This window comes from Streptomyces sp. NPDC004788 (assembly GCF_053601115.1).
Genome location: NZ_JBSGBF010000002.1, coordinates 152,117 through 165,730 on the forward strand (window position 1 = coordinate 152,117; position 13,614 = coordinate 165,730).

Genomic DNA, 13,614 nt, shown 5'->3' on the forward strand with positions numbered 1-13,614 from the left:
GGTCACGCGTCACCCTTCAGCTTCGCCTCGGCCTCGTCCGTCGACAGGCCCTCGATCTCGCGCAGCAGCGCCTCGAACTCGTCCAGGCCGATCGCCTCCGCCTGGTGCGACCGGATCGCCGCCGCGAGACCGTCCACGGTCGGCGCCTCGAAGACGGCGCTCATCGGGAAGTCGCCGTGCAGCGCGCGCAGCCGGCTCACGATCTGGATGGCGAACAGCGAGTTGCCGCCCAGCTCGTAGAAGTCGTCGTCCGGGCCGATCGGCGAGGCGCCGAGCATGTCCCGCCACACCCGCGCCACCGACTGGGCCAGTTCGTCGTCCGGCCACACCGTCGCCGGGTCCCAGCCGTCGTCCGCGGCCTGCCGGCCACCGCCCAGCGAGTCGGTGAACGAGGACGCCGTCAGACCGGCCTGGTCGGCCAGCACGTCCTGGAAGTCCGCCCGCGACACCACGACCTGCGGAAGGCCGCCGGCCAGCGCCGCCCGGGCCAGGCCCAGGCCCTCGGCGACCGGCACGCCCTGTTCGTGACGCAGCCGCTCGTACACGGCCCGCACCTCCGGCAGGCCCGCCATCTGCTGCTCGAACCAGTCGTCCCACGCCCACTGGGCCACGTCGAACGCCACGACCGTGCGTCCGGCGCCCGCCGCGGCCTGCGCGCAGGCGTCGGTGAACGCGGCGGCGGCGGTGTTCTCCGACTGGCCGAAGCCACCGATGACACCCGTCGTCGACGAACCCGCGAGCAGGAAGACCTCCGGCTCGTCCGCGAGCAGTTCGTCGAGCAGCAGCGTGGAGCGCACCCGCGCCGCGAGGACCGCGTCGAAGTCCTCCCGGCCCTTCAGCGCGACGAGGCCGGAGCCCCGCGCCTCCGGGAAGTGCAGCACACCGCGCAGCCCGCCCGCGCCGAACAGCTCCCGTGCCTGACGCAGGACTTCGCGCGTCTGCTCGGCGTCGCTCAGGTCCGCGGCGCGGTACGTGACGCCGTCGCCCGCGAGCAGCGCCGCGAGACGCTCACCGGACGGCGCCTCGGCCTCACCGACGAGGAGCAGCCGCGCTCCGGACTCCGCCAGGTGCTCGGCGAAGCTCAGACCGGCCTCGCCGGGCAGCCCGGTCACCACGAACCCGGCACCCTCGGGCCAGGCCCGCTCCGCCGGTACGGGGGCCAGCTCGACCGGCGCGAACGCGCGCAGCAGCCGTCGCCCGCCCCGGTACGCCACGAGCGACTCGCCGCCCGGGCCCGCCAGTTCGGCGACGAGCCGGCCGGCGACCGCACGAGGTCCTCCGGAGAGGCTCACGTCCACGGCCCGGCAGGTCAGCCAGGTGTACTCCTGCGGCAGCACCGTCACCGCGCCGTACACGGTGGCCCGCTCCGGCCGCAGCACGGCCGTGCCGTAGGCGTCCTGGAGGTCGTCGGTGACGACGTCGAAGCGCACCGGCCGGTCCTCGCCGGACTCGCCGAGGGCCTGCGCGAGAGCCACCAGGGTGTGGAAGCCGCTGTCCAGGGCCTCCGTGTAACGCGCGGCCGCGTCCGTGGGGTCGGCGTCGTCCGTGACCGACCAGGAGTGCAGCACCCGGTCGGGCGCGACGCCCTCGCCGCGCAGTTCCCGTACGACCTGCGGCAGATCGCCCGCGGCCGCCGGTGCGGCGGTGAACTCGTGCTCGGCGGTACGGGCATAGCCGGCGCCCTTGCGCACGGTGACGACCGTGTGGCCGGCCCCGCGCAGCCCGGCCGCGACCTCGTCGGCGAGCCCGCGCCCGTCGGCGAGCACCAGCCACGTCAGAGGAGTCTCGTCATCCCCCTGAGGAAGCGGCGCGGGGTGCCACACCGGGGCGTACGTCCAGCGCGCCGCGTCCTTGCGGACGCCGACCGTGCCGTTCGCGTCCGGCTTCGGCAGGAGATGGCTCGGCCCCTGGAACGGGTAGGCGGGCAGCGGCACCCGGCGCCGGGCGCGGCCCGTGTGCAGCGCCGTCCAGTCGACGGCCACGCCGTGCCGCCACAGCTCGCCGAGGCCCTCGCGCAGCGCGCGGTCCTCGGCCGGGGCGGCGGCCTCGCCGCGCGGGCGGCGCAGCAGCGTCACCACCGGCTGCGGCACCTCGTGGGTGCGGACCAGTCCGCTGAGCTGGCTGCCGGGGCCGGCCTCGACGAGGACGGCCGGGCCGCGGCGGGCCAGTGTGGCGATGCCGTCGGCGAAGCGCACCGGCTGCCGGGTGTGCGCCACCCAGTACTCCGGGTCGGTGGCCTGCTCGTCGGTGATCCAGCCGCCGGTCACATTGGACAGGAACGGGATCGACGGCTTGTTCAGGGTCACCGAGCGCAGCACCTCGGCGAGCCCGGGCAGCGCCGGCTCGACCAGGCGGGTGTGGAAGGCGTGGGAGGTCTCCAGCTCCTTCACGGAGATCCCGCGGTCCTCCAGGACCCGGCGGGCCGCGGCGACCTCCTCGGGGGTGCCGGCGACGACGCAGGAGCCGGGCGCGTTGACGGCGGCGACCACGGCGCCGGTGCCCTCGACGGCCTCGGCGACGGCCTGCTCGTCGAGCAGCACGGACAGCATCCGGCCGGGCGCGAGCTCCTGCATCAGCTCGGCGCGCCGCGCCACCACCTTCAGCGCGTCCGCCAGGCTGAACACGCCCGCCAGGCAGGCCGCGACCAGCTCGCCCAGGCTGTGCCCGGTCATCGCGTCCGGGCGCACGCCCCACGACATCAGGAGCCGCGCGACCGCGTAGTCCACGCAGAAGACGGCCGGCTGGGTCCAGCGGGTCTGCCGCAGCCGCTCGCCGGCGGTCTCGTCATCGGTCGCGAACACGAGCTCGCGCAGGTCCGCGCCGGTCAGCGGCGCCAGGATGTCGGCGCAGGCGTCGAACGCCTCGCGGAACACCGGCTCGGTGCGGTAGAGCTCCGCGCCCATGCCCGCGTACTGGGCACCCTGCCCGGGGAACAGGAAGACCGTGGCGGGCGCCTCCGCGTCCTCGGCGACCGGCTCGGTCGCGGGGACGGTCCGGCGCAGCGCGGCGGCGGCCTCGGCGCGGTCGGCGGCGACGACGGCGCGGCGGTGGGGGAGCGCGGCGCGGCCGAGCTGGAGGGTGTAGGCGACGTCCGCGAGGCCCGCCTCGGGCTCGGCCTCCAGGGCGTCGGCGAGCCGCTCGGCGGCGGCCTGGAGGTCCTCGGGGGTGCGCGCCGACAGCGGCAGCACCTGCCGGCTGTCGTCGGTGTCCCCGGCCTCGATGGCGGGCGCGGCCTCCAGGACGACGTGCGCGTTGGTGCCGCCGATGCCGAAGGCGCTCACACCGGCGCGCGGCGGCTCGTCGGTCTCGGGCCACGGCAGGCCCTCGGCGTCCACCCGGAACGGGCCCTTGTCGAGGGCGAGTCGCGGGTTCGGTGCGGTGAAGTGGGCGGTCGGCGGGATGTGCCGGTGCTCCAGGGCGAGCGCCGCCTTGATCAGACCGGTCACACCGGCCGCCGCGTCCAGGTGGCCGATGTTCGACTTCACCGAGCCCAGGTGCACCGATCCGGCGGGCAGTCCGTCGCCGAACACCTCGGTGAGCGCCTGCACCTCGATCGGGTCGCCGAGCGGCGTCGCCGTGCCGTGCGCCTCGACGTACTGGATCGAGCCCGGCTCGACGCCGGCGACCGCCAGGGCCTCGGAGACGACCTCGGCCTGTCCGCGCGCCGACGGGGCGGTGAAGCCGATCTTGGCGGCGCCGTCGTTGTTGACCGCCGAGCCGCGGATCACCGCGTGCACGTGGTCGCCGTCAGCGAGCGCGTCCTCCAGGCGCTTCAGCACGACCACGGCCACGCCGTCGCCGGACACGGTGCCGGTCGCCTCGGCGTCGAACGGGCGGCAGTGCCCGTCCTCGGCGAGGATCGCGCCCTCCTCGTAGCGGTAGCCGCGCGGCTCGAACTCCCGCACCGCCACGCCGCCCGCGAGCGCCATGTCGCACTCCTGGGACAACAGCGACTGCACCGCCAGGTGCACGCTCACCAGCGACGACGAGCAGGCGCTCTGCACGGTGAAGCTCGGCCCGGTCAGGCCCAGCTTGTACGAGACGCGCAGCGCCAGCATGCCCGGGTCGTTGCCGACGGCGACCTGGATCTCGTCCGAGACCCGGCCGTCCGGGCCGCCCTGCGGGATCCGCTCGCGCAGGTAGCCGCTGCCCGAGACGCCCGCGAACACACCCGTACGGGTGTCGTGGGAGCCCGCCGGATAGCCGGCCCGCTCAAGGGCCTGCCACGCGGTCTCCAGGAGCAGCCGGTGCTGCGGGTCCATCAGCTCCGCCTCGGAGCGGGTGATCCCGAAGAAGGCCGCGTCGAACCGGTCGTAACCCTCCAGCGGGAAGCCCGACTTGACGAGCGCCGGGTCCGCGAGCAGAGCCTCGGGGACGCCTGCGGCGGTCAGCTCCTCGTCGGTGTAGTGGGTGGCTCCCTCGGCGCCGGCCACGACCAGTCGCCACAGCGCCTCGACGTCGGGGGCCCCCGGGAAGCGCCCGCTCATCCCGATGATGGCGACGGACTGCTCCGGCAGCTCCGTCCCGTGCGTCTGCGCGGTCATGCGTTCCCCTCGTTGGTGTCGTCGTTGCGGGCGGCGAGCAAGTCCTCCAGCTCACCCGCGAGTTCGCGTACGGTCGGCAGGTCGAAGAACATCCGCAGCGTCACGGGAACCCCGAGCCGCTCCTTGGCCACGGCCACGGCCTGGGTGGCGAGCATCGAGTGCCCGCCCAGTTCGAAGAAGTCGTCGTCGAGACCCACCCGGTCGACGGAGAGCAGCCCGGCCCAGATGTCCGCCAGGGTCTTCTCCACGGGCGTGACCGGCGCCGCGAAGTCCGCGTCGAGATCCGGCCGTACGGCCTCCGGCGCCGGCAGCGCCCGCCGGTCAACCTTGCCGTTGATGGTCAGCGGCAGCCGGTCCAGGGTCACGAACACGTTCGGCACCATGTACTCGGGCAGCGTCCGCCCGAGGTGCTCGCGCAGCTCCGAAGGACCGGCCGCCGCGGCAGCGCCCGCCGGGACCCAGTAGGCCACCAGACGAGGGTCGCCGGCCGCGTCCTCGTCCACGACCACCACGGTGTCGCGGACCTCCGGGTGAGCGGTGAGCGCGTTCTCGATCTCGCCCAGCTCGATCCGGTAGCCGCGGATCTTCACCTGGTGGTCGAGCCGCCCCAGGTACTCGTGGTCACCCGCCGGCAGCTCCCGCGCGCTGTCGCCCGAGCGGTAGCGGCGGGCGCCCGGCACGGCCGCGTCCGGGTCCGGCAGGAACCGCTCGGCGGTCAGCGCCGGACGGCCCAGATAGCCGCGGGCCACGCCCGCGCCGCCCACGTACAGCTCACCGGCCGTCCCGGGAGCGGCCGGCAGTCCGTCGGCCCCGACCACCCGCATCGACCAGCCCTCGAACGCCTCGCCGATCACGCTGGCCGAACCGGCCAGGTCGGCTGCGCTCATCCGGCGGTACGTGGAGTGCACCGTCGTCTCGGTGATGCCGTACATGTTCACCAGCTCCGGACGGTCCGCGCCGTGCCGCGCGAGCCACGGCCGCAGCATCTCCGGCGGCAGCGCCTCACCGGCGAACACCACGACCCGCAGCGCCAGCCCGGCGGGAGTGCCGCCGCGCTCGGCCAGCTCCTCCTCGTACCGGACGAGCTGGCGGAAGGCGGCCGGCGTCTGGTTGAGGACCGTGACGCCCTCGCGGTGCAGCAGCCCGTGGAAGTCCTGCGGCGACCGGCGCACGTCGTCGGGGACGACCACCAGACGCCCGCCGTGCAGCAGCGCGCCCCACATCTCCCACACCGACACGTCGAACGCGGCCGACGAGAACATCGACCACACGTCGTCCGGGCCGAAGCCGAAGTGCGACCGGGTGCCGGTGAGCAGCGCCGTCACCTGGCGGTGCTCGACCATGACGCCCTTCGGGGTGCCGGTCGAACCGCTGGTGTAGATCACGTACGCGAGGTTCGCGGCGACCGCGCCCCCGCCGTGCTCCGGCGCCTCGTCCGGGCAGCCGGACAGATCGGTGCCGCCGGGGCCGGTGAGCACCGTGTGCGCGGTGCCGCGGACGCCGTCCGCCCGGTCGGTGACGAGGACCGCCGCACCGGCGTCGGCGAGCATGAACTCCTGCCGCTCGGCCGGGCTCGCCGGGTCCACCGGCACGTACGCCCCGCCCGCCTTCAGCACCGCGAGCAGCGCCGTGATCAGCGTCGTGGTCCGCTCCAGGCGCACCGCCACCGGCACCTCCGGGCCGACGCCCAGGGACCGCAGGTGGTGGGCGAGCCGGTTGGCGTCCCGCTCCAGCTCCCGGTAGGTCAGCCGGCCGTCCGGGCCCGACACGGCGACGGCGTCGCCGCGCAGCCGCGCCTGCCGCTCGAACCAGGTGTGCAGGGTCCCCGGAGCGGAGCCCCGTCCGTCAACGGTCAAGGTCGTGCTTCCTCTCGGTGCGTGGCGCCTCGGTGCGCGGCGGTGAAGGACAGGACGGCCGGCAGCCGGCCGACCGGGGTGTCCGGGGAGGCGACGGCCTCCGCCAGGGTCCGCTCGTACGCGGCGAGCAGCGCGGCCGGCGTGTCCGGCCCGTACAGATCGGTGTCGTACTCGAGGGTCAGCTCCACGGCGTCGCGGCCGCGCTCCTCCACGTACAGACTGAGGTCGTACTTCGCGGTGTCCTGAGGGCCCGTCAGGTCCAGGGCGCAGCCGTCGAGTCCGGCGAAGACCGGCGCGCGCCGCTCGCCCAGATAGCTGAACATCACCCGGAACACCGGCATGAAGTCCCGGCCGCGCCGGGCGACCAGCGCCTCGACCAGCTTGTCGAAGGGCAGCTCCTGGTGCGCGGCCGCGTCCAGGACCGCCGTGCGCACCCGGCCGACCAGGGCCCGGAAGCCGGGGTCACCGCCGAGCCCGGTCCGCACCGGCACCATGTTGATCAGACAGCCGACCAGCTCCTGGAGCTCCGGCCGGGTGCGCCCGGCGGCCGGAATGCCCACCGTCACGTCCTCGGTCCCGGACCAGCCCGCGAGCAGCGCGTACAGCGCCGCCAGGTGCGTCATGTTGGCCGTCGCCCGCTCGGCGCGCCCGAACGCCCGTACCGATGCGACCAGTTCGGCCGGGAGCAGCCGGGTGGCGACGGCGCCCCGGAAGCTCTTCGAGCGGGGCCGCGGCCGGTCCGTCGGCAGCTCAAGGGCCCGCGGGTTCTCGCCGAGGACCGCACGCCAGTGGCCGACCAGGGCGTCGAGCGTGCCGCCGGTGAGCCGCGCCCGCTGCCACTCGGCGAGGTCCGCGTACTGCAGCGCGGCCTCGGGCAGCCCCTCGGGCGAGCCGTAGAGCAGCCCCAGCTCCCGGTAGAAGACCTCCACCGAGCCGCCGTCGATGGCGACGTGGTGGAACGTCACCACCAGCCGGTGGTCGTCCGCCGCGACCCGCACGAGCCGGGCCGCCAGCGGGGGAGCGGCGGCCAGGTCGAAGACCCGCCGGGCCTCCTCGTCGGCGATCCGCCGCGCCTCCGCCTCCGGATCGCCGGCCGCGGACACATCGGTGTACGGCAGCGGTACGGGCCCGGGCGCGGCGATCACCTGGTGCGGTACGCCGGCCGGCGCCGCGTACGTCGTGCGCAGCACCTCGTGGCGGGCCACCACCGCGTCGAGCGCGCGGCCGAGCGCCGCCCGGTCGAGCGCGCCGCGCAGCCGCAGCACCGTCGGCACGTTGTAGAGCGTGGTCTCCGGGTCGATCTGCTGCATGAACCACAGCCGCGCTTGCGCGAAGGACAGCGCGGGCCGCGCGTCCGCGTCGCGCGGCAGCGCCCGCGGCGCGTCCGACGCCGGGAACGGTGCCGGGGCCGGGCCGGGGAGCGCGGCCGACGTACCGGTGCCGGAGGTGGTGGGCCCGGCCGGCGGGGCCTTCATGGCGGCGTCCACGACCTCGGCCATCTCCGCGAGCGTGCCCGCCCCGAGCAGCTCCGCGGGCGACACCGTCAGGCCCAGCTCCTCGTCGATCAGCGCGGCGAGCCGCGCCGCCGCCTCCGGGCCGCCGCCGAGCGCGGCGAACTCCGCGCCGGGCGCCGGCTCGTCCACACCGAGCAGCTCCGACCAGAGCCGGGCCAGCTCCTCCGTCACGAATCCGCTCGCGGTCATGCGAACGCCACCCCCTTGCGCGCCGAGCGCACCGTGCGGTGCAGCAGGTCCAGGAACGGCTTCGGCCGCGCCCGGAAGTAGAAGTGGTCGCCCTCGAAGAGATGCACGTCGGCGGGGCCTGCGGCCGAATGGCGGCCCCACAGACCGGCCTCCGCCGCCGGCACGTTCGGGTCGCCGTCGGCGGCGAACACGGTGATCGGACAGGGCACGGTCACGTCAGGCGCCACCCGGTACCGCTCCAGGGCCCCGAAGTCGGCGCGCAGCGCGGGCAGACAGAGCCGGATCAGCTCCTCGTGCTCCGCGACGTCCAGATCCGTACCGCCCAGGCCCATGATCCGGGCCAGCACCTCGGTGTCCGTCTCCTCGCCGGCCCCGTCGAGGCGCTCGGCGCGGGCCTCGTGGTGCGAGGGCGCGGCACAGGCCGAGGCGACGAGCGCGGCCGGCCGGGAGACCGTCCGGGCCAGGCGGCGGGCCGTCTCGAAGGCGACGATCGCTCCCATGCTGTGCCCGAAGAACACCGGACGGTCGAGCTCGCGCGCGGTCAGCGCCCGCGCCACCGCGTCCGCGAGCGCCTCCACCGACCGCGCCGGCTCGTCGAAGAGCCGGTTCTCGCGCCCGGGGTACTGGATGACGAGCAGCTCGACGTCGGGGTCGAGCGCCGCCGAGAGCGCGTGGTAGTAGCTGGCGGCGCCGCCCGCGTGCGGGAAACAGACCAGGGTGTGCTCCGCCGCCGGCTTGGGATGGAAGCCGCGGATCCAGCGGTCCGTGGCCCTGTCGGTGTCGTGTGTCAACGTGAATCCCTGTCGGAGCGCGTGCGTGCGTGGCGTGCGTGGCGTGCGAGGACGCCGGGGCGTCGGGGGTGGTTCGGGTACGGGAAGGGGCGCGCGGCCGTCTCGTACCGCGGCTTGCGCGGCCGGAGCCGGGCGGCCCGGCCCGCGGCGTACCGTCGGGGGCCGGGCCGGCCCCGGCCCGTCAGCCCGCCTGGAGCGCCGGCTCGGCCGGCCGCAGCCCCTGTCCCAGCGCCCGCCGGGCCGTCGCGAACTCGACCACCTGCCGGGCCATCGTGGCCAGTTGGGCCTGGACGTGCGGATCGGTACAGCCGCCGTCGGGGGTGATGTCGGTGACCGTGGTGTTCACGGCCACGCCCAGCGGGGTGTTCCAGCCGCGCAGCGCGTGCACGGTGTCGCGCAGCGCCGACAGCGTCGTCATCGCGCCCTGCCAGCCCTCGCCGACCGCGAGGGAGCCGACAGCCCGCCCGCTCAGATAGGGCCGCTCGTCGTCGCGCAGCCCCTCCAGGTGGTCCAGGGCGTTCTTCAGGAGGCCCGACACCGCGCCGTGGTAGACCGGGCTGGCGAGCACGATCCCGTCGGCCGCGGCCACTTCGGCGAGCAGCCGCTCCGCCGCGGCCGGTCGCACGTCCCCGCGCGGGTCGAGGAGCGGGAGGACCAGCTCCTCGCCCGGCACGAGCCGGGTCTCGGCGCCCAGCCGCTCGGCCTCGTCGAGCACCAGGCGCAGCGCCCGTTCCGCCCGCGAACCGGGCCGGCGGGAACCGCCGATGCCCACCACTCTCACTGTCTGCCGCATGAGGAGCCCCCGAAGCCGTGTGCGGTCGAAATCCCTGCCTGTGCGGTCCCTCGTCGTCCGCGTCGTGTGCGTCGCCCCGGTGACCGGAACTCAGCGTTGACCACGGAAACTTGCAGGTCAAATGTTCGCCGACGGCGATTCCGATGGGAGATATCGAGGAATTCGATGCGCCTGGACAAGGGGGTGCGAAGCGGCCCGCCGGGGTGCGCCGGCGGCATCGGCGCCGCCGATGAGCGACATCGAAAGGACGGTGCCGCCGCTCCTTGATCCCTCCGGGCGCCCGGACCGATCATCGGACGATGCACCTCCGGCCCGGACGAACCGGATCCAGCAGATCGGCGACGCGATGACGGCGGTCGACGAACCCACCGCCCCGCGGATCGCCGTCGTGGGCGCGACCGGTGCGGTCGGCGGCACCCTCCTGGAACTCGTGGAGGACCACGGGCTGCGCTACCGCGCCCTCCATCTGATCGCCTCCGCGCGCTCGGCGGGCCGTGAGATCCGCGTCGACGGGCGCGACCATCCGGTGCACGACGTCGCCGGCTTCGACTTCTCCCGGGCCGACGTGGCGTTCTTCTTCGCGGGCGCCGAGGTGAGCCGCCGCTGGGCGCCGCTCGCGGCCGCCGCAGGCGCCCTGGTCGTCGACGGCAGCCGCGCCTTCCGGCTCGCCGAGGACGTGCCCCTGGTCGTCCCGGGGGTCAACGACGCGCTGCTGAGGCGCCGTCCGGTCCGCGGGATCGTCGCCGGCCCCGGAGCGGCCACCGTGGCCCTGGTCCGGGTCCTCGCGCCGATCGTCCGCCGCTGGGCCGTCCGCAGGGTCGTGGTGAGCACCTACCAACCCGCCTCCGGGGCCGGGCACCCGGGCATCGAGGAGCTCCAGGAGGGCACCCGGGCCCGCCTCCAGGACCCGCAGACCGCGCTGCCCGCCGAGACGTTCTCGCCGCCGCTGGCCTTCGACGTGCTGACGGGCGAAGGCGACGGCGACGGTGACGGTGACGTTGACGGTGAGTTCACCGCACAGGAGCGCGGGCTGCGCGACGAGACGCGGCGGGTCCTCGGCCTGCCGGAGCTCGACCTGACCGCCACCTGCGTCCGGGTGCCCGTGGTGAACGGCCAGTGCGCGGCCGTGTGGGTCGACTGCGCCGCCGCCGTGGACCGTACGGAACTGATCGCGCTGCTGCGCTCCGCGCCCGGCGTCACCGTCCACGACGGCGCTACGGGCGCCGCGCCGACCCCCGCCACGCTCGCCGATCCCGACCGGGTGCACGTGGGCCGGATCCGGGTCCCGTCGGCCGACCCGACGGGCTTCTGGCTGTGGCTGGTCGCCGACAACCTCCGGGGCGGGGCGGCGCTGAACGCGGTCCAGGTCCTGGGCGGGCTCACGGCACGCGGCACGCTCTGAGCCCGTCCAGGACCTGGTTCCTCCCGCTCCGGGTCAGCCCACGAGCTGGAGCTCGGGGCGTTCCTCCCGTACCGGGAAGCCGCCGGGATCGACCTGCGCGTCCGGCGCGTGCGGCGCGTGCGGCACATCCGGCGCGTCCTGTGCGGCGAAGCGCACCGTCTGGTCGATGAACGCCCGCATCTCGCGGGTGACCTGCTGGCCGCGCCGCCAGGCGATCTGGGTGTGCACCTCGAACGGCGGCCGCCAGTCGAGCACCACCAGGGCGCCCGCCGCGACCGCGTCGGCCACCGCGACCTCCGGCAGCACGCTCACCCCGAGCCCCGCGGCGACCCCGCGCTTCACGGACTCGACGGTGCCGAACTCCAGCAGCGCCGGCCCGGGACCGGCGGCCGCGTCGGCGAGTTCGGCCTCCAGCAGCTCCCGGTAGCAGTCGCCCGCCTCGGGCACCAGGAGCGGCACGGCGGCCAGGTCCCCGGAGCCGAGGCCGCGCAGCCCGGCGAGCCGGTGGCCCGGCGCGGCGACCGCGACGAGCGGTTCGGACCACAGGCGCTCGGTGCGCAGGCCCGCGTGCTCGGTGCACGCGTCCATGAAGAAGCCCATGTCCAGGGCGCCCTGCCGCAGCGCCTCGCAGGTGCGGTCGGCGGAGCCGGTCCGCAGCGAGATCCGCAGCCGCGGATAGCGGTGGTGGAAGAACTCCAGGACCGGCGGCATGCGGTACGAGGTGAGGCTCTCGCTCGTCCCGATGGTGAGCAGCCCCGTGGGCTCGGCCCAGCCGGTCGTCTTGTCCCGCGCCTCGTCGACGAGGGACAGGATGCGTTCCGCGTACGGCAGCAGCCGCTCGCCCGCCGGGGTGAGCCGGATCCTGCCCCGCAGGCGTTCGAAGAGTTCCACGCCGAGGGCCACTTCCAGGCTCTTCACCTGGGCGGTCACGCTCGACTGTGCGTAGTTCAGGTCGGCCGCCGCCTTGGTGAAGCTGAGCAGCGTGGCGACACGGTGAAACGTGGTGAGCTGTCTGAGATCCAACGGGCCTCCCCCTCGGGCTCTGCCGGATTCCTGCGTCACTGCCAGCCCATGTCCTCCTGGACACCCGTGGTGGTGTCCGGGGTGGCGGCGGGCTGCTGCGCGGTTCCGGTGGCGGACGACCCGGTGAGCGGGGTCGTGGCCGAGGCGGTCAGGGCGGGTCCGAGGACGGTTGCGGCGGCAAGGGCGGTGACGGCTGCGGCCTTGACGACACGGGCGCGGAGCATGGAGAACATCCTTCCGGTTCTGGTTCGCACGGTGGGCGGGATGCATCGGTGCCTTGGTGGGGTGTCCACCGCGCATTAGCATCACCGGACGGGGCGCCGAGGGGGAAGAAGATCAGCTGGACCCTTTGGGCCTTGGCCGAAAACGGCCACAGAGCAAGGAGCACGGACCGCTCGTCCCCGGGCCTTCGGGCCGGTGACGGTGCGGTGAACCACGAGGAACGGGGGCCTCATGCTGGAAGCGCTGGGACTCGACACAGCGACCGAAGCCGTCTACCGGGCCATGCTCGCGGAGCCCCGGGACGGGGCCGCGGACATCGCCCGTCGGCTCGGCACCACGGAGGAGGCCGTGCGGAGGGCCTGGGAGCGGCTGGCCGGCCTCTCCCTGGTCCGGTACGCCGACACGGACGGCGACGGCGACCGCGACGGCGACCGGGACTGCGGCCACCCGACCGGCCGGCCCGAGCCGGTGAGCCCGGCACTGGGCCTCGATCATCTGGTCGCCCGGGCCCAGACGGAGCTGGAGGAGCACCGCAGACGGGTCGCCGCCGCCCGGGTCACCGCCTCCCGGCTGGCCTCCGAGTACGCCGAACTGAGCGCCCGCACCACCCCGGTGACCGTGGAGCACCTGCCCGACGTGGCGCAGATACGGGCCAGGCTGGCGGCGCTCACCGACAGCGTGCGCGGCGAGGTGATGGTCTTCGCGCCGGGCGGCGCGCAGACCGAGGCCAACCGGCAGGCCGCCCGGCCGCTCAACGAACGCCTCCTGGGCCGCGGTGTGGTCATGCGGACCGTCTATCTGGACAGCGTCCGCAACGACCCGGCGACCGTCGCCCACGCCCGCGACCTCACCGGACTCGGCGGCCAGGTGCGCACGGTGGCCACGCTGCCGATCCGGATGACCCTGGTCGACCGCGAGGCCGCCGTGATCCCGGTGGACAGCGAGGACTCCAGCGCGGGCGCGGTCGTCCTGACCGGCCAGGGCCCGCTGACCGCCCTGTGCAGCCTCTTCGAGACGGTCTGGGAGACCGCCCGGCCGCTCGGCGACACCGCCCGCCGCGCCGACGACGGCGACGAACTGGACCGCCAGGAGGCGGCCGCGCTTCGCCTCCTCGCGGAAGGCCACACGGACGAGGGCATCGCCAAGCGCATGGGCCTGTCCCACCGGACCGCCCGGCGCATCGCGACCGTCCTCATGGAGCGCCTCGGCGCCCGCAGCCGCTTCGAGGCGGGCGTACGGGCGGTCCAGCGCGGCTGGCTGCCGAGCGACCTGTGACGGGG

Annotated in this window: 9 protein-coding genes; 2 read left to right on the forward strand and 7 right to left on the reverse strand. The window is 75.1% G+C overall.

Annotated elements, in window-relative coordinates:
* Positions 1–2: 2 nt before the first annotated feature.
* The 5 genes from ACWEJX_RS01760 to ACWEJX_RS01780 form a co-directional block, all read right to left on the reverse strand.
* The gene (locus tag ACWEJX_RS01760; protein ID WP_451605573.1) at positions 3–4,544 is read right to left on the reverse strand and encodes a beta-ketoacyl synthase N-terminal-like domain-containing protein; all 4,542 of its coding nucleotides are present in this window, start codon (positions 4,542–4,544) and stop codon (positions 3–5) included.
* Complete coding sequence (locus tag ACWEJX_RS01765; RefSeq protein WP_451605574.1) at positions 4,541–6,400, reverse strand: amino acid adenylation domain-containing protein; 1,860 nt, start codon at positions 6,398–6,400, stop codon at positions 4,541–4,543. The genes ACWEJX_RS01760 and ACWEJX_RS01765 overlap by 4 nt, the downstream gene beginning before the upstream one ends.
* Complete coding sequence (locus tag ACWEJX_RS01770; RefSeq protein ID WP_451605575.1) at positions 6,397–8,103, reverse strand: condensation domain-containing protein; 1,707 nt, start codon at positions 8,101–8,103, stop codon at positions 6,397–6,399. The genes ACWEJX_RS01765 and ACWEJX_RS01770 overlap by 4 nt, the downstream gene beginning before the upstream one ends.
* Complete coding sequence (locus ACWEJX_RS01775) at positions 8,100–8,894, reverse strand: thioesterase II family protein (protein ID WP_451605576.1); 795 nt, start codon at positions 8,892–8,894, stop codon at positions 8,100–8,102. Before ACWEJX_RS01775 ends, ACWEJX_RS01770 begins: the two co-directional genes overlap by 4 nt.
* A 181-nt stretch (positions 8,895–9,075) precedes the next feature.
* On the reverse strand, positions 9,076–9,687 hold the full coding sequence (locus ACWEJX_RS01780; RefSeq protein WP_451605577.1) for an NADPH-dependent FMN reductase: 612 nt from the start codon (positions 9,685–9,687) through the stop codon (positions 9,076–9,078).
* A 229-nt stretch (positions 9,688–9,916) separates the two neighbouring features.
* Here ACWEJX_RS01780 and ACWEJX_RS01785 point away from each other — a divergent pair, with 229 nt between their 5' ends.
* Entirely contained in the window at positions 9,917–11,089 is a 1,173-nt protein-coding gene (locus ACWEJX_RS01785; RefSeq protein WP_451605578.1) for an aspartate-semialdehyde dehydrogenase, read from the forward strand.
* A 33-nt stretch (positions 11,090–11,122) separates the two neighbouring features.
* Here ACWEJX_RS01785 and ACWEJX_RS01790 read toward each other — a convergent pair whose 3' ends face one another.
* Both ACWEJX_RS01790 and ACWEJX_RS01795 read right to left on the reverse strand, forming a co-directional pair.
* Positions 11,123–12,112 (reverse strand): LysR family transcriptional regulator, encoded by a 990-nt coding sequence (locus tag ACWEJX_RS01790; RefSeq protein WP_451605579.1) that lies wholly within the window; start codon positions 12,110–12,112, stop codon positions 11,123–11,125.
* Positions 12,113–12,147: 35 nt separating this feature from the next.
* Entirely contained in the window at positions 12,148–12,336 is a 189-nt protein-coding gene (locus ACWEJX_RS01795; protein WP_451605580.1) for a hypothetical protein, read from the reverse strand.
* Between the two features lie 229 nt (positions 12,337–12,565).
* On the opposite strand from ACWEJX_RS01795, the gene ACWEJX_RS01800 reads away from it, so the two are divergent.
* Positions 12,566–13,609 carry a helix-turn-helix domain-containing protein gene (locus ACWEJX_RS01800; protein ID WP_451605581.1) on the forward strand — a complete coding sequence of 348 codons (1,044 nt, stop codon included), beginning with the start codon at positions 12,566–12,568 and terminating at the stop codon, positions 13,607–13,609.
* Positions 13,610–13,614: the final 5 nt, after the last annotated feature.

Excerpts from the sequence above, each read along its gene's own strand:
- ACWEJX_RS01780 (WP_451605577.1), bottom strand. The coding sequence starts at position 9,687 with ATGCGGCAGACAGTGAGAGTGGTGGGCATCGGCGGTTCCCGCCGGCCC.
- ACWEJX_RS01795 (WP_451605580.1), bottom strand. The coding sequence starts at position 12,336 with ATGCTCCGCGCCCGTGTCGTCAAGGCCGCAGCCGTCACCGCCCTTGCC.
- ACWEJX_RS01770 (WP_451605575.1), bottom strand. The coding sequence starts at position 8,103 with ATGACCGCGAGCGGATTCGTGACGGAGGAGCTGGCCCGGCTCTGGTCG.
- ACWEJX_RS01760 (WP_451605573.1), bottom strand. The coding sequence starts at position 4,544 with ATGACCGCGCAGACGCACGGGACGGAGCTGCCGGAGCAGTCCGTCGCC.
- ACWEJX_RS01785 (WP_451605578.1), top strand. The coding sequence starts at position 9,917 with ATGAGCGACATCGAAAGGACGGTGCCGCCGCTCCTTGATCCCTCCGGG.
- ACWEJX_RS01800 (WP_451605581.1), top strand. The coding sequence starts at position 12,566 with ATGCTGGAAGCGCTGGGACTCGACACAGCGACCGAAGCCGTCTACCGG.